General features: G+C 23.8%; 13 protein-coding genes. 12 read left to right on the forward strand and 1 reads right to left on the reverse strand.

From position 1 onward, the window contains the following. Positions 1 to 7 precede the first annotated feature (7 nt). The 6 genes from SCORR_RS00840 to pgsA all read left to right on the forward strand — a co-directional run bounded on the left by SCORR_RS00840 (position 8) and on the right by pgsA (position 4275). The gene (locus SCORR_RS00840; RefSeq protein ID WP_094048193.1) at positions 8 to 715 is read left to right on the forward strand and encodes a hypothetical protein; all 708 of its coding nucleotides are present in this window, start codon (positions 8 to 10) and stop codon (positions 713 to 715) included. Between the two features lie 63 nt (positions 716 to 778). Next, a complete protein-coding gene (locus SCORR_RS00845) occupies positions 779 to 1126 on the forward strand; it encodes a hypothetical protein (RefSeq protein WP_094048195.1) in 348 nt (115 codons plus the stop codon). A 14-nt stretch (positions 1127 to 1140) separates the two neighbouring features. Next, positions 1141 to 1638, forward strand: a complete 498-nt coding sequence (locus tag SCORR_RS00850; RefSeq protein WP_094048197.1) for a hypothetical protein — start codon at positions 1141 to 1143, stop codon at positions 1636 to 1638. A 2-nt stretch (positions 1639 to 1640) separates the two neighbouring features. Continuing rightward, the gene (tyrS, locus tag SCORR_RS00855) at positions 1641 to 2894 is read left to right on the forward strand and encodes a tyrosine--tRNA ligase (RefSeq protein ID WP_094048199.1); all 1254 of its coding nucleotides are present in this window, start codon (positions 1641 to 1643) and stop codon (positions 2892 to 2894) included. 11 nt (positions 2895 to 2905) lie between these two features. Further along, complete coding sequence (locus SCORR_RS00860) at positions 2906 to 3628, forward strand: hypothetical protein (RefSeq protein ID WP_094048201.1); 723 nt, start codon at positions 2906 to 2908, stop codon at positions 3626 to 3628. An 11-nt stretch (positions 3629 to 3639) separates the two neighbouring features. After that, positions 3640 to 4275 (forward strand): CDP-diacylglycerol--glycerol-3-phosphate 3-phosphatidyltransferase, encoded by a 636-nt coding sequence (gene pgsA / locus SCORR_RS00865; RefSeq protein WP_094048203.1) that lies wholly within the window; start codon positions 3640 to 3642, stop codon positions 4273 to 4275. A 114-nt stretch (positions 4276 to 4389) separates the two neighbouring features. On the opposite strand, the gene rpsD is transcribed toward pgsA, so the two are convergent. Further along, positions 4390 to 5007 (reverse strand): 30S ribosomal protein S4, encoded by a 618-nt coding sequence (rpsD, locus tag SCORR_RS00870; RefSeq protein ID WP_094048205.1) that lies wholly within the window; start codon positions 5005 to 5007, stop codon positions 4390 to 4392. Between the two features lie 1225 nt (positions 5008 to 6232). Between rpsD and SCORR_RS00875 the strand changes: the two genes are divergently transcribed. The 6 genes from SCORR_RS00875 to dnaE all read left to right on the forward strand — a co-directional run bounded on the left by SCORR_RS00875 (position 6233) and on the right by dnaE (position 16890). Continuing rightward, entirely contained in the window at positions 6233 to 7984 is a 1752-nt protein-coding gene (locus tag SCORR_RS00875; RefSeq protein ID WP_094048207.1) for a septation ring formation regulator EzrA, read from the forward strand. 11 nt (positions 7985 to 7995) lie between these two features. Next, positions 7996 to 9192, forward strand: coding sequence for a tRNA uracil 4-sulfurtransferase ThiI (thiI, locus tag SCORR_RS00880; protein WP_094048209.1), 1197 nt, complete (start codon positions 7996 to 7998; stop codon positions 9190 to 9192). Further along, positions 9173 to 9457: a hypothetical protein gene (locus tag SCORR_RS00885; RefSeq protein WP_094048211.1), complete on the forward strand. Its 285-nt coding sequence runs from the start codon at positions 9173 to 9175 to the stop codon at positions 9455 to 9457. Before thiI ends, SCORR_RS00885 begins: the two co-directional genes overlap by 20 nt. Positions 9458 to 9471: 14 nt before the next feature. Then, positions 9472 to 9882: a J domain-containing protein gene (locus tag SCORR_RS00890; RefSeq protein WP_094048213.1), complete on the forward strand. Its 411-nt coding sequence runs from the start codon at positions 9472 to 9474 to the stop codon at positions 9880 to 9882. Between the two features lie 704 nt (positions 9883 to 10586). Next, positions 10587 to 12371 carry an ATP-binding cassette domain-containing protein gene (locus SCORR_RS05360; protein ID WP_157705312.1) on the forward strand — a complete coding sequence of 595 codons (1785 nt, stop codon included), beginning with the start codon at positions 10587 to 10589 and terminating at the stop codon, positions 12369 to 12371. A 1540-nt stretch (positions 12372 to 13911) separates the two neighbouring features. Continuing rightward, positions 13912 to 16890, forward strand: a complete 2979-nt coding sequence (dnaE, locus tag SCORR_RS00905; RefSeq protein ID WP_094048217.1) for a DNA polymerase III subunit alpha — start codon at positions 13912 to 13914, stop codon at positions 16888 to 16890. Positions 16891 to 16906 lie beyond the last annotated feature (16 nt).

Below are 16906 nucleotides of genomic sequence, written 5' to 3' on the forward strand. Positions count from 1 at the left end.
TGATGAAATGAGTAAAAATGATAAAAACGCTATTAATTTTGAAGAATTAGCTAGACAAAGATTGGAAGAAGTAAAATCAAGTAACAAATTAATGGGTGTTGAAGAAGGCATAAAAAATAATTATTACATCCCTAAAAGAAAAAACGAACATTCTTTAGATGAGACAAAAGATTTAAAGACTTCGAAAAAAGGACTTATAAAACCACGAAAGAAAAAAGAAATTCCAATTTCTATTGAACAAAAAAAAGAACTTGAAAATACAATTACACTAATCAAACAAGAATTTAAAGAAAAACAAAAAAAGGAAGAGAAGTTTGAAAAGCACTTATTGAAAGAAAGACATAAAATTGAAAAAATGATTTCAAAAACATCAAAAAGACTGAATTCTCTCGTAAAAAATGAAGAAATTATCGATGCTGACGAAGTAGAAAAAACACTTGAACTTCACGATAACTTCATTAAGAAAATTGGTAAAATCGATGAAGATTTAAATACCCTTGTATTATCAAATCCTGGATTAACATTAAATGATAGAAGAAAATTTATATATAAAAGGGCATATAAAGCAGAAACTGAGAGAGCTAGACGATTATTAGAAATGAAAAATAAAAACAAAATGAATTGATCAGATCAAAATTATGTTGAAGATAAAAAAGGTCCTACAAGAGGACCGGAAGGTTGAAAAGAACGTCTAGGCATAGAGGAAGATGATTAATCATTTTAAATTTATGAATTAAACAATAAGTATTGTATAATTTTATTATGTACGGAGAAGATTATGAATTTATTATACATTTTAGCATCAACTATGGAAACTACTCAAAATGTAATGATTATAATATTGCTAGCAATAGCAATAGTTCTTTCACTTTATTCAATCATAACACTTAGAAAAGTAGGGATTGCCGCAAGAAAAGTCGATTATTTTTTTGAAGATCTTACATATAAATCAGAAATGATGAATGCAACTGTTGATACAATTGCAAAAGTATCGAACTATATTGATTTATTTGATGCTTTTACTAAAAGAAACGTTAAATCATGAGTTAAAGTTGCTACAAAAAATAAAGACGTTTTATATAAGTTGGTTGACAAACTTAAGGATTTTGCTAACTCAGAAGATTAAAAAGGGGTATTATTATGTTTAAATTATTAAAGTTATCCACTTGAATGTTTTTGGGTATGATGCTAGCTCCAAAAAGGGGAGTTGAAATTAGAAAAGATTTTATTGAATACTTAAAAAAATATAGACCACAAATAAAAAAATTTATATCAGCTCTTGAAGATACCTGGGAAAAAAGCCAAGGTGAAGAAAATGACGAAGTTATAGCAAATATCGAGATGAAATTATCAAATTTAAGAAATGCTAGCGATGAATTAGATAATGCTAAAACAAAAGAATTAGCATATAAAGCATTGCAAAAACTTGGTAAAGCAAGTGTGAAAATCGGGCAAGACTTTGCAAAGTCAAAAAATGCAAAACTTATTGCAAAAGATCTAGCTTCAATTGCTGTTGATGTAATTGACAAAGCTGATGCTGCTTACTCTAAAGTTAAAGATGTTTCAATAAGTATGAGTGAAGATGTTATTGAATTAGAAGACTCTAAAAAAGTCAAAGATAATGATAAGGAGAATTAAATATGAGTGCTAAGAATGTTATAGAAGATTTAAAGCAAAGAAAACTCCTTAAACAAGTTACTAATGAAGAAAAAGTATTAGATGCACAAAATAAAAAAAAGTCTGTTTATTGTGGTTTTGATCCAACAGCAGATTCTCTTCATGTAGGTCATTTAATTCAGTTGTTAAATCTTAAAAGGTTTTCTAAATTTGGGTTTAATCCTATAGCAATAATTGGTGGAGCAACCGCAATGATTGGTGACCCTAGTTTTAAAAGTCAAGAAAGAATATTATTAGATATTAAGGTTGTTAATGAAAATATTAAAGGAATATTGTTACAGATTAAAAAACTTATCCCTGAAGTAAGTATATTAAATAATGCTGATTGATTAAATAAAATTACACTAATTGACTTTTTAAGAGATATAGGTAAACACTTTAATTTAGCAAATTTACTTGCAAAAGATAATATATCTTCAAGAATCGAAAAAGGTTTAAGTATTACTGAGTTTAGTTATACAATGTTACAAGCATATGACTTTAGTCATCTTTATAAAAACTATGATTGCATGGTTCAAATTGGTGGTTCAGACCAATGGGGTAATATTACAAGTGGAACGGATTACATATCTAGTTTATATGGAAGTGCAAACTCAAAAGCCTGCGGTCTTACTATTAATCTTTTAACAAAAAAAGATGGTGTTAAGTTTGGTAAAACTGAATCTGGTACTATATGGTTAGATAAAAATAAAACAAGCGAATATGAGTTTTATCAGTTCTTTTTAAATCAAGATGACCAAGATTGTGAAACATTACTTAACTACTTAACACTTCTACCTGTTGAAGAAATTAAAAGTATATTAGAATCCCATACAAAAGAACCTCACAAAAGAATTGCACAAAAAAAGTTATCAGAAGAAATGACAAAGTTTGTACATGGTGAAGAAGGATATCAAAAAGCTTTAGAAATATCTACTGCATTTTTTAGTGGTGATTTAGCTTCTTTGAATAAAGAGCATTTATTGTCTTTATTTCAAACATTTGATATTATAAAAGTTGAAAGTGGTTTAAATATATTAGATTTTTTGATAAAGACTCAAATAGTATCCTCAAATAGAGAGGGTAGAGAATTACTTAGAGACAAAGCTATTTCGATAAGTTTTATGAATGATTTCACTCAAGATTTTGTTATTGATGAAAATAGTTTGTTAGTAGATAGTTTTTTACTTGTTAAAAAGGGTAAAAAAAAGTATTTTGTTGTAGAGTTAGTCTCTTAGGGGGAAAAGTCATGAAAATTAGACATTTAATATCAACTACACTTGAAGAATTTATAGGTTATTTAAACAATGAATGTTTTAAAGGTCTTACCATAAAAAATAATGATCTAAAAATTGAATTAAATATTTCTAATTTATATTCAAACACTAATCAAGAAATTGATGCTTTATATAAACAAATTAATTATTTAAGACAAGAGAATCAAGAATCATTAAATAACAAAAGTTGTGATTTATCAAAGTTTGCTAGAACTGAAATGAATCTTATTTCAGCTTCGTCAGGAATAGATAAATTAGTTGATATTAGCGAGGAGTTTGAAGATCTTGGTTTTTGAAATAGTGATAGCATTTCTAATTATAATGAAAAGTTTGTTATCAAAAAAATTAATTCATCAGCTCAAAGTTTAAAAAAAGATTTTAAAAAAATATCTGATATTTTAAAAAATGCCTCTATTTTCATTGAACTTGATAATTTATTAAATAAAATAGCAACAACAGAAAATCTTGAAACTATATTAAAACTTTCAAGTGAGTTGTTATTAAAACAAAATAGGGTTTTAGAATTAGATTATTTCTTCGACTATAATAAACTAACTGATGAATATAATTGAATCCATGATTTTGTAAAAATATCTCATGTTAATGCGGAGTTTGTTAGTTTGGTCATCACGATTGAAGTCCTTACAAACTCGATGAAGGATAAAATATATGTACCAACAGCAATTAAAGCATAGAAAGAGGTAATATGAATATTGCAAATAAAATAACTATTTCAAGATTATTCTTGATACCAATAATAATTGTTCTGTTTTTATTGTCTCCAAAATTCTATAATGTTCTAGATCAATCAATAAATATTAATGATTTTCATCTACCAATAACTGATTTAGTAGCAGGAGTATTATTTATTATAGCTTCATTAACTGATTTTCTTGATGGTTACGTAGCAAGAAAACTAAATCAAGTGACTACATTCGGTAAGTTTTTTGATGCAATAGCAGATAAGTTATTAACTAACTCAGTTATTGTACTATTCAGTGCTGCAAAAGTTATTCCTGTTTGAATTGGAATTATACTAATTTGTAGGGATTTTTTAATAGATGTATTAAGAATGATACTTGCATCAAATAATGTTGTTTTAGCCGCAAATAAAATGGGTAAATATAGAGCTGCTATTATAATGATTGGTTTATCAATTCTATTCTTTATATCATACAAAAACTTTTCAATTGTAGATATCGGTTATTTATATGGAGAATATGGATTAATTAATCAAATGTTATTACTACCTATTTATGTAGGAACTATCTTATCTATATCATCTGCAATAAATTATTTGGTTATCAGTAAAAAAGCCTTAATAAAGCAAACTAATGAATAAAAAATATAAAAAATCCACATTGTTCAAAATGTGGATTTTTTATATTTTTTATAAATATTAAATAAATTAAGCAATATAAATTTACTTACTAAATTAAATGGTTACTTATATGTTTTATTTAATTAATCTGTTATATCACTCAACAATTAAAGCCTCGTTTATTTCTTGATTTAGTTCATTACGTTCTGGTAATCTATCGAAAGTTCCAGATAGTTTTGCCTTATCAAATTTAACAAAGTCTACTGTTGATACATTTGAAGCTAATGCTTCAACAATTTTTTCATTTTTTTTCATTTTGTCTTTAACAGAAATAATATCTCCAACTTGTACAGTATATGATGGAATATCTAATTTTTTATTATTTACTAATATATGTCCATGTGTAACTAATTGTCTAGCGCCTTGTCTAGTTTGAGCAAGACCCATTCTATAAACTATATTATCTAATCTTGATTCTAATAATCTTAAGAAATTAGTACCAGTTATACCAGTTACTTTTTTCGCTCTCGCATAAGTGTTTCTAAATTGTCTTTCAGTTACACCATACATAAATTTAACTTTTTGCTTTTCTTGTAATTGTTGACCATAACCTGATAATTTACTTCTTCTTGATCCATGTTGACCAGGAGCACTTACTCTTTTTTTACCTTTAGAAAACTCTTTTCCTGTTTCTAAAACAGAAAATCCATATCTTCTAGCTTTTTTAAAAATCGATCCTCTATATCTTGACATTTTTTCTCCTTTATTATTATTTGGAAAATCATAAACAAAGATAAACTCTATTAAAGGAAGTCTACATTCGCCTTAATTCTGCAAAGGTTACTTTTCATTATAGACTAATTTTTTTAATATGTTTATTTGCAGACTAACCAATATTGATTATATAATAAAAACATTAAATATTTCAAAAAGTTAAAGTATTTTAGTTAACTATAGTTATGGATAATAATTGATTATTCAAAAAGTATAACTTCTTGGAAGTAAACTAATAAAAATAATAATTTAGACTAAATGAAATTATTAAAATTGAATATAATTAAAAACCCCACAATTAAATTAAATGAAATTAAAACTAGTTACCAAGCATTTTGTTTATTGAGAAAGTTGAATGAAGAACAAAGATAATGAATTCTCATTAAGAACATTATGTAAAATAATAAATAAGTTATTTTTAAAATATATATTAAAAAAATAAATAAATTAAGCTTATAAATAAATATTTAAATATAAAGAATAAATTCCAAAGAAGTATGGATTTTAAAGGATGTTTAAAAACATACTCTTTATTTTAATTTATTTCCGTTCTCTGGAAGTAGCATCAAAAATACCTTTAATATTACAATAAAGTTTTGGTTAAACTTATTTTTGTCAAGTTTTAAAGAAATAAACAAAAAGAATTAGATTATAAATATAATACAACTAAAGAATTGTAATTTTATTTTTCATTATTAATTTAAGAAAACAATAAGTTATTTTAACTCATTTTAATTATTTAATAATTTACGGAATCCTAATATAGTTTTCTCAAATAAATTAATAGTATTGTCAATATTTATTTAAGCAATTATTAAGTCTATAAAATTCATTTATCTATTTTTAAACCAATATATTTAAAACTTAAAACTTAAGTTATTATTATGAAAATAAGATGATATATTCTTATTCTTTTAATGGAAGTGTTTTTTACCTTATCGAAATTATAGACCTATTAAACTACTTAGAAAAAAAACTTACTATTTATAAGAAATGTTTATTAAGAAAACCTTACAAAAACCAAAATTCTTGAAACATAGTAACTTATATTTATTTATCAGTAAAAGAAAAATGCAAGAAGTATAAATAAACTCCTGTATGTGGTGTCATAATTGCTTACTAATACAAAGAAATTGAAGTATTTTAGTTAATTATAGGGTTTAACTTATTATGTTATAATAAAATTGATTTTATAGGGGTTAATATGTATTTAGTATGGGATTTGAACAATGTGTTCTCTAAAAATAGTAATATTATTTTTTTATCTATTTTTTTGGTGTGCTTATTTATACTACTAATAACACTTATATATGTATCAATTTATAGAAAACAAATGCAAACAATTGCCAAATCATTAGACTTAATAAAAGATATAAAAAACTCACCACTAAAATATAGAATCGAAAGAATATCAAAAATATATGATGAGACAGGTAATTTTGAGACTGAGTTTATGGTATGAAGAACAAAATATGAAATACTATATGAGAAAGAGTTTTTAAAATTATTTATTGACTTTCATAAATTATTAGAAAGTAAAAAAACATCAAAAGTAAGAGTATCAAATATTAATTTATATAAGAACATTTATAATAGATTAATTGCTGTGAATAAAAACGTACATTTAATATACATCGAAATAATGAACTCACTTGAAATGGAGTTTATTCAAAGAGATGCATTAACATATCAAAAAGAATTATTTAGAGATTTAAAAGAAGAAATAATTATGACAACTTTTAGAGATTTGCAAATTGATGATAAAAAGTTAGCTTCAACTATTGAATCGATTGAAGAACTATTTGCAGATTTTTATAATATGCTAAATATGGGTCTTTATAAAGAGAGCTGAGAAGAACTACTTAAAATAGATCAATCACTAATATTCTTGATTGAGCTTTTAGACTCTATACCGTATATAATCTCAACTATTCAAAATGTAATACCAAGACAACTCATTGATTTAAAAAATAAGTATGTTACATTCGGAAACAATAAAGGAAAATTACAATATAATGCTAATAAGTTTTCTGATTTAGAAAATGAAGTTGATAAATTAAGGGTTACCATTAATAACGAAATTTTGAAACTACAATATAAAAAAGCTTATAATTATTTAGAAACTATCTTTGATAAAATTAATGAATTTAAAATAATTATAGAAGAAGAAGATAATATTAAAACATTCTTTGAAAATAGAATCGATAATATTAGACAAATATTTATAGATGTGGAAAATGCTGTTCATAGTTTAAATAGAAAGTTTAATGTCATTGAGCCTTATACAAAAACTCCATCACAAGAAAAAATGGATTTTGAGTTAGTAAGAAAAAACTTTTTCAGTACAAAAAATAAATGAGATTTAATATTATCTGACATTGACATCGCCATAAGCAAAGGAAGCTCGATTGATTTTATTAATCTAAAAGAGAGATTATTAGTAGAAATGACTTCCTTAGTTGATATAATTGAAGGTTTGGAAAAATCAATAAAAATTATATCAAGAAAAAGTGTTAATACAGAGTCTCTAGTAAACCAAGTTATTTTTATTAAGTCATGCCTATCTCAATGTAAAGTAAAAATAAAGCAATATAAATCAATTGAAGAATTGGAAATATTCTCAGAAACTATAGAAGATTTATTCACACAAGTCTCAAAATATAATAAAGCAATGTTAACAAGAATTAACTCACAAGATGAAAGACAAAAAGTTTCAGAATTAATAGAAAGTATCTTAAAAAATGTAACTGTACTTATAACTGATTTGAATGATACAATTTTTTTAGACTATATTTCACAAGAAATAATGATATATTTAGAAAGATATGTTGGAGAGTTTAAAGAAATAGAAAATGTAATTTATTCATGTGAAGATTTATTTAAACGAAGAAATCTTGAACAGTTAATTGGATATGCATTAGATATTTTATTAAAAATTAAAAATAAAAAAAATTAAAGGAAATAAAGATGACTAATATACTTATAAGGTATGGTGAATTAACACTAAAAGGGCAAAATAAAAAATTATTCATAACAAAGTTAATAAGAAATATAAAAGTAAAATTAAATTATTTTAAAGATAAAATTGAATATATTAAAGATACCAAAAGTCTTATAATATCTTTGAATGACAGTAATCAATTAGATAAAGTTTTAGGTATTCTTAAAAATATATTTGGGATATATTCTTTATCAGTCATTGAAGTAGTGAATAATAATGAAGAGGAGATATTAGCTAAAACACTTGAAATAGCAAAAAACCTAACTCCAGGAACATTTAAAATAGAAGTAAAAAGGGTTGAGAAGAGTTTTAAAATTGGCTCACAAGAATTAAAAATTTTGATTGCTTCAAATATTCTAACTCATACTAATCATTTAAAGGTAAATGTAAAAGAACCTGATCATTTAATTAATGTGGTTTTAAAAAAAATGGGCACACAAATTTTTATAGATAGAATAAAAGGATTGAAAGGATTACCAGTTGGAACAAGCGGTACAGCTCTTTCTTTACTAAGTGGTGGTATTGATTCTCCTGTAGCAAGTTTTCTCTCTATGAAAAGAGGACTTACAGTTTCTTATATTCATTTTATGACCCCGCCACATACTAGTGAAAAAGCATTAGATAAAGTGTTTAAACTTGTAGAAAAATTACAAAAGTATAATACAAATGACTTTCAATTTTTTGTATGTGATTTTTCAGATATATTAACTGAACTTATGCATATAAAAAATGAGTCATATAGAATAACAATAATGAGAAGAATGTTTGTTAAAATTGCAAACATAATTTGTCAACAAAATAGTTTTAATTGTTTACTAACCGGAGAATCACTAGGACAAGTAGCAAGTCAAACAATTGAATCTATAAATACAATTAACTGTGTTTCAAACCTACCAATTATTAGGCCTTTAATCACAATGGACAAAGAAGAAATTATAGACATCTCAAAAAGTATCGACACTTATGAAACTTCAATTTTACCATTTGATGATGTTTGTTCAATGTATGTACCAAAATCACCAGTAACTAAACCGAAAATATTTGTAGCTGAAAATCAAGAGGAAGGCTTATTGTTAAATGAATTAATTAAGCATACAATAAATAATAAGATTAAAACTTATGTTTGAAAAGATGGTGAATTAGTTGAGAAGGAAAAAAGTTAGAAACTCTAGCAAGTATGGAGTTTTTAAAGGAAATATCATTAATAGTGAGACAATTTTAGAAAACGATAATTTAACTGTCGAAGAGTATAATGATGATGACCTATCTATTAAAATTATAAATAAAAATGTAGATAGTGAAGATGATAAGTTGTTAATACAAAAGAGAAAAAATAAAAAAAACTTTTTTGTTTACAAAGTTTTTGGATATATAATAATACTATTGCTATTAATAGTCTTTTTAATTGTAATTATAGTATTGAAATAGAAAGAGGTTTCAAAATGGATGATTTATTTAGAATAATTGGAAAAATATTAAACTTCATATTTATTATTTTAATATTTGACTGAATATTTGGAGGTTCTAGAAGAGCTAATAGAAGAAGTGCAGGAAGTATGGGTGGTGATACTGGTAATGATCATAAATCATATGATGACTACTCACACACAAATAAAGATACTGACTCTTCATCAAACTATTTTAATGGTTTTGACAAACCCTCTCAACTTGAAGAAGCATATGCAGTTCTTGGATTAAGTAGTAGCGTTTCATTAAAAGAAGTCAAAAAAAAATACATAGAACTTGCAAAAAAATATCATCCTGATAAAAATAAAGGAAACCTAGAAGCTCAAGCAAAAATGACACAAATTAATAATGCTTATGATACAATATTGCAACATAAGCAAAGTTAATAAAGAAGGTGAATGTATGATAATTAAAACTAAAAAATCTAAACTAACAATTCTATTGATAGTTATTTCGATTATTTTATGTTTATTAACTCACACAAGATTAGACTTTATTTTCAAATTCATTAATTATAGTGTTTATATATCTAGTTTTGTATTATATATTTTTGTTCGTTTTCAGTTATGAAAAAGTATTATTCAAATTCATAAGTCATTAAGAATAGATAATTTAAGTTATAAAAATTTTTATACTTTAACTGGAAAAGAGAAACTATATTTCTATACAAATGTAATTTTTTTATTAGTTTTATTTTTTGAAAATTTATTATTTTATAATAGGGAACTTAACTATGGCTTGTTTTTTCTTTTATTCTCAATAATTTGAATAGTATTTTTAGATATATGTAAGGTAAATTTAATTCTTATATTTACTTCCTTGGAAGAAATTAATAATATACTAAATAATTTTTTAACTACTTCTTTTAGAAATGTTCATTATTTTATTAAAAAACTAAGTTCTAAATTAACTAGGTTTTTTATTGTTTTATTAAAATATTTAAAAATGAAACTTTGAAATATAAAGTTATACATTGTATATAAATTAAAATGTAAAAAGATTAGTATAATAAAATTAATATCATATGGAGATAATTTTTAAGCCATAAAATTTTTACTTATATTAAAATTTATGGAAGGAATTTAAAAATATGAAAACAAATATAGCGATCGAAGTAACTGACTTAAATAAAAAGTTTAAAAGTGGTTATGGTATAGAGAATATTAATTTTAAAGTAGAATACGGAAAAGTTTTTGGGTATTTAGGACCAAACGGCGCAGGTAAGTCTACAACATTAAGAATATTAATGGGATTTATTAAATCAGATAGTGGTAAATCAAGCATTCATTATTTTAAAGAAAACAATAAAGAAATTAGCATTGATGAGTTGATATCATATGACTCTTGAACCGATTCACAGAAAATACAAAAAAAATTAGGTTATGTACCAGGAGAAATAGCATTTCCAATTCATATGACAGGTACAGAATTATTAAAACAAGTTTTTAAACTTAGAAATATGACAAATTGAGATGTTGTAAAAAAATATATAGAATATTGAGAATTTAATCCAAATATAAAGATTAAGAAAATGTCAAAAGGGATGAAGCAAAAAGTTGCATTGATTATAGCATGAATGCATAATCCTGATGTAATTGTTTTAGATGAACCCACAACTGGTTTGGACCCTTTAATGCAGGATAAGTTTATTAAACTTGTTAAAAAAACAAAAGAAGAGGGTAAAGCAATAATACTTTCATCTCATATCTTTTCGGAAATTGAAAAAACATGTGATTATGTATCTATTATTAAAAGAGGAAAGATCATATCAACTATCAATATAAAAGATATACAATATAATGACGAAAAAAAATATGAGATTTCATTTAAAAATAAATTAGGAGAAAAAGAGTTAGAATCTAATGATTGAAAAATATTAGAAACTGAAAAGAATTCAATATATTTAGTTATAGAAAACAATAAAATTAATACTTTATTAAAGAAGCTTTCTTCATACGAAGTAGAGTTTATTAAAGAGCATCCTTTAGATTTGGAACAATATTTTATGAAGTATTATCAAAATGAAGTTGAAAAAGACGTCATAAATACTGATAATGAATATATTCCAAAAAAAACTAATGGAAAAGAACATAAAATATCATTGGAACTAATAAAAGACACATCAAAAAAATCAGTTTACCTGTGGCTGTTTATGACTTTGTTACCAATATTAATGATTATAACGTCATTTATAGTTGTTTTAAATAACCCTAATTTTATAGAACAAATCAATAATGGGAAAACAACTTGAGATATGGTTATTAATAACTTAGTAGTGAAGTTAATTGCAAGTACAACTGGTATTGTATATTTATTAATGCTTGTATATATATTGGTCACTGGAAACGGACTTATTGCTAGCGAAGTTGAAAAAGGTACACTTGTAAATTTATTAACTACTAATCAATCAAGAAAAAGCGTAGTATTAAGTAAAATATTTACTTTTGTTTCCTATTTATCATTAAGTTGTTTATTGTTTTACATAACAACAATTATTGGTATTATATCAACTGGTCATAGTGAAAACATTAACTACGCAGTTATAACTCTATATTTTGTAGGATTATTTTTATTATTATTAATGATGTCTTCAATTAGTTTTATAGCAAGTAGTTACTTTAATAAATCAGCTTATTCATTGTCTTTTGCGGGTGGTATTATAATATTATTTTATGTTTTATTCTTTATTGCACAAATTGATGAATCAGTTAACTTCTTTAAATATTTAACTTTAAATACTTTATACAGAACTGATTATAATAAAACAAACGAGCTTATAAAATACTTACCACAAGATATTGTAATGTTATTAATATCAATTGGATTATATACATCTGGATATTTTATATTTATAAAAAAAGACCTGCCTTTATAGTTGTTTCAATAAAATTTAACTTATTAATATTTTTAAATATTAATAAGTTTTTTTTAAATTTATATTTAGTTTTATAAAATGTATTTTAAAAAGTTATTGGTACTTATGTACAAGCATAAGGAATACTACAAAAAAAAATATCAGTATCATTAATTAGATTCATAATAATACCATCAACATAGTTATTGTATTATTTTGTGTCAGCACAATAGTTTTTATATTTAATCTAATACTGGTTTAAAAACAAGTTATTTTAATAAAAATGGAGAACAACAGATGGTATATTAGAAAATAAGATTAAAGAAATTATTCTAATTTAATAATCAAATTATAACTAAAGCGAGAACCGCTTTTTATACTTGAATAACCATCTTTAAACTCGTGATTTTAGACCTAGTTCTTGACCAATAAAGAATATTAAAGTTTAGGATTAATATAAATAAGAATACTTGGCATAAGTATTTTGTTAGTGCTAGGTTTTGCAATAAAGCACGTTTCAAATGGAGAGACACAGTTGTTAACATTATTTATATAAACATAAATTATTATAATTGTAAATTATCAGAAGGTCTTATAACTTAAAATAGAATGACGATGTAATTAGAGTAGAAAATAGTTTAATATGTATTATATAATAGTGCAATTTAAAAAATGTAATTAATGTACTTTAGAATAAAAAAAGAGTTAAAAAGAATTAAAAGCACTCGTTTTCAACATTAAATCAATTAGTGTGAATTTTGTTTGAACATTAGTTATAAATAATTTTATATATAAAAATAATAACCTTCATATTGATTTTAATAATTTGAAACTAATTCTTTTAAAGTTATAGAGTATTTATATTTTGTAACTAACTGAATTCTTATGCATAGTCTGAAAACTGTGTATTAGAATATATCACTAGTATTTAAAAAAGTATATCAAATCTAATTTCTAATATGATGTATATTTACATAAAATATAGCTCAGATAATTTTAATTCATTTTATCAATTAAATGATCATTACAAAACTATAGTTAATGTAACCAATTTAATAATTTATTTATTTTTTGGTTTATTAGATACAAGTGCTTATATAAATAGATAAGTATTTAAAGGAAAACTAATCAAGTTGTAAATATTATCGTGATTATTTATTACTCAATAACTTATAATCATTAAAAGGATGATAATTTATCAATAAATATGGTAATGGATATATTGCAAATAGCTATTATTTTAAGAATAAATTGTGTTACATCAAAAATCATTGCTAGATTATTTCTTAGTTAATTTTATGATGTTATCTATAATATGAAGTAAATACATATTAAAGGTTAAACATAAAATAAATTTCACTTTTTTAAAAAAATTATGGAATTTTATTTTATTTATACTATAATAAAATTGTTAGCAAATATTTTTGTTAACGTATTGAAACTATAGATAAAAGATTGTTGATTTTAAGATATGCTTATTGACTAACCAATTTAATTTGGTTGGTTTTTTTTATGCAATATTTACTAATGTATTGTAGAATAGTTAAGAAGAGGTATTTTGATGAATTACAAAGCAATAATTGGTGTTCAAACCTGCTATAATTTTTTAGATTCTACTATTAAAGTAAATGATTATGTAAGTTTTCTAAAAGAGAGTAATATAAATGTTGGTTTTTATGCTGATGAAAATGTTATGTATGGCGCTTATGAATTTTTTGATGCTTGTAATAAAAATAATATAAAACCTATTATTGGGTTAAAAGTTGCTATTAATGATAGTTTATTATATATATATGCCAAAAATAATAAAGGATATATCTCACTTATTAAATTAAGTACATTTATACAAGAAACGTTAGAAGGCAATAAGAGTTTTATACTTGAAGACATACAATCATACGTTAATGATAATCATATTATTGTTTTGCAAACAGATGAAATTAGTTTTATAAATACATTCACAAAAAAAATTGATGAAAATGATATCTTTTTTAGTGCTAGTTCTATTTGCGTGTCTAATAAAAATAAAATAATTTATACAAATAAAATATGTTATTTAAATAAGGAATCATTCGAGGTTTATAAAGCACTAAAAGCACTAAAAAATGGCATTACTTATAAGGAAGTTAACGATCAGAATAATTATTATTATCAAACCATTGAAGAAATAAAAGATATTGTGGATATTAAAAATCACGATTATAACATACAATATATAATTGATAATGTTGACGATGATGTAATTACTAATAATGATAAGCATTTTTTAAAATACCCAAATAGTATGAAAATGCCGTCAGATTCATATCTAAGGTTTATTTGTGAAGAAAGTCTAGAACTTTACTTAAATGATATAGAAGACAATAAAAGAAGTATTTATACTAATAGATTAGAATATGAACTTGAAACAATATATTCTATGGGTTTTTCAGATTATTTCTTAATAGTACATGATTTAATAAAAAAATCAGTAGAGCTTGGTATATTATATGGCCCCGGAAGAGGTTCTGCGGCAGGAAGTTTAGTCGCATATTTATTAAAGATTACAAAAGTTGATCCAATAAAGTGAAACTTAATATTCGAAAGATTTTTAAATATTGAAAGGATAACTCTTCCTGATATTGATATAGATTTTCAAGATGATAGAAGAGAAGAATTAATAGAATACTTATTCGAAAAATATGGAAAGTATCATTTTGCAACTATAACAACTTTTCAAACAATAGGTGTTAAAAACGCTTTAAGAGATTGTGGTAGAGTTTTAGAAATTCCATTACTTGATATAAATGATATGACAAAATCTATTTCAAACGAAGATATGCTAAACATGGAAGCAGCTTTATTAAATAGTGTTAAATTATACAACTATAGTTTAAAATATCCTAAATTATTTCAAGTAGCTAAAAACATTGTTGGCTTACCAAGACAGTCAGGGACTCATGCAGCTGGAGTAGTGTTTTGCGATAAGTTAATGAATGAAGTTGTTCCATTAAAAGTTGGAATAAATGGTATATTACAAACTCAATATCCGATGAACTACCTTGAAAGAATAGGATTAATAAAAACAGATATTCTAGGGTTACGGAATCTTACAATACTTCAAGATATATTAACTCTTATAAATAAAAATACAAATGAGAATTTGGCTTTAGAAAATATAGATCTCAATGATGAAATGACCTTTAATACCCTTAATAAGGGTGATACTTTAGGAGTATTTCAATTAGAATCAAAAGGAATGACAAACTTACTTGTTTCTATGAAGGTAAAATCCATTGATGATATTGCAATTACTAGTGCTTTGTATAGACCGGGACCGCAAGATAATATTCAAGAGTTTCTAAATAGAAAAAATAATAAGATAAAAAAATGGAATGTAAATGAAAAACTTAAAGGAATATTAGAAAATACATATGGTGTTATAGTTTATCAAGAACAGATATTAGAGATATTAAAAACAGTTTCAAAAATGTCTTATAGCAGAGCTGATATTGTTAGAAGGGCAATAAGTAAAAAAGATCAAAACTTATTGCACACAGAAAGAGAAAGTTTTATTAATAGTGCAAAAAACAATGATTACTCAGAGTCAGAATCTATTGAGTTATGAAACTATATTGAAAAGTTCGCAAACTATGGTTTTAATAAATCTCACTCGGTTTCCTATTCTTTTATTAGTTACTGGATGGCATATTTAAAAACACACTACAAACTATATTTTTATTGTGCATTATTAAATGGAGTCATTAGAAATGAAGAAAAAACAAAACAATACTTAAAAGAGGTAAAAAAAGATAAGTATATAATTAAACCACCAACTATTAAAAATTTATCAAGCAATTTTGTAATAAAAAATAATGTACTACACATTCCTTTAACGGTTATAAAATATATTGGTCCAGAGTTTATTAGAAAAATTAAGGAATCATATTTAAATAATAAGAGAATTTTTGAAAACTTATTAACATTATTATATTCATTAAACCAATCAACTTTAACTGAACAGAAATATTTAGCCCTTGTTTATTCAGGAGCTTTTGATTGTTTTGGAATTTCAAGAAAAGCTTTAATAGACTATAAAGAAGAAATATTTAACTTAATTAAGTCTTATAAAAGTTTAGATAACTACAACTTAAGCATTGATATACCTAATGTTCAGTTTAGTAATGAAGAAATATTATGTTATGAAAAAGAATATATCGGTTTCTTTATATCATCTAATCCAATTATAGATTTAAGAAAAAAGTTTAAGAATAATAACCTATCAAAAATCGAATCTATTGTTTTACCTGATACTCAAGTTAACATAATTGCATTGGTAGAAAATATTGTTATTAAATTTGATAAAAACAATAAGGAGATGGCATTTGTTAGATGTTCAGATGAAACTGAAAGTTTAGAATTCTCAATATTTTCAAGTGTATATGGATCAATAAAAGATAAAATAATTAAAGGAAAATACTATATTTTTACTTTAAGAACCCAATTTTATAAAGAAAATTTATCATTTAGTTTTGTTAATGTTATAAATCAACTAAATTAGTTAGAAAAGGATTATT

The sequence above is a fragment of the Spiroplasma corruscae genome (assembly GCF_002237575.1).
GTDB classification, from domain to species: domain Bacteria; phylum Bacillota_I; class Bacilli_A; order Mycoplasmatales; family Mycoplasmataceae; genus Spiroplasma_A; species Spiroplasma_A corruscae.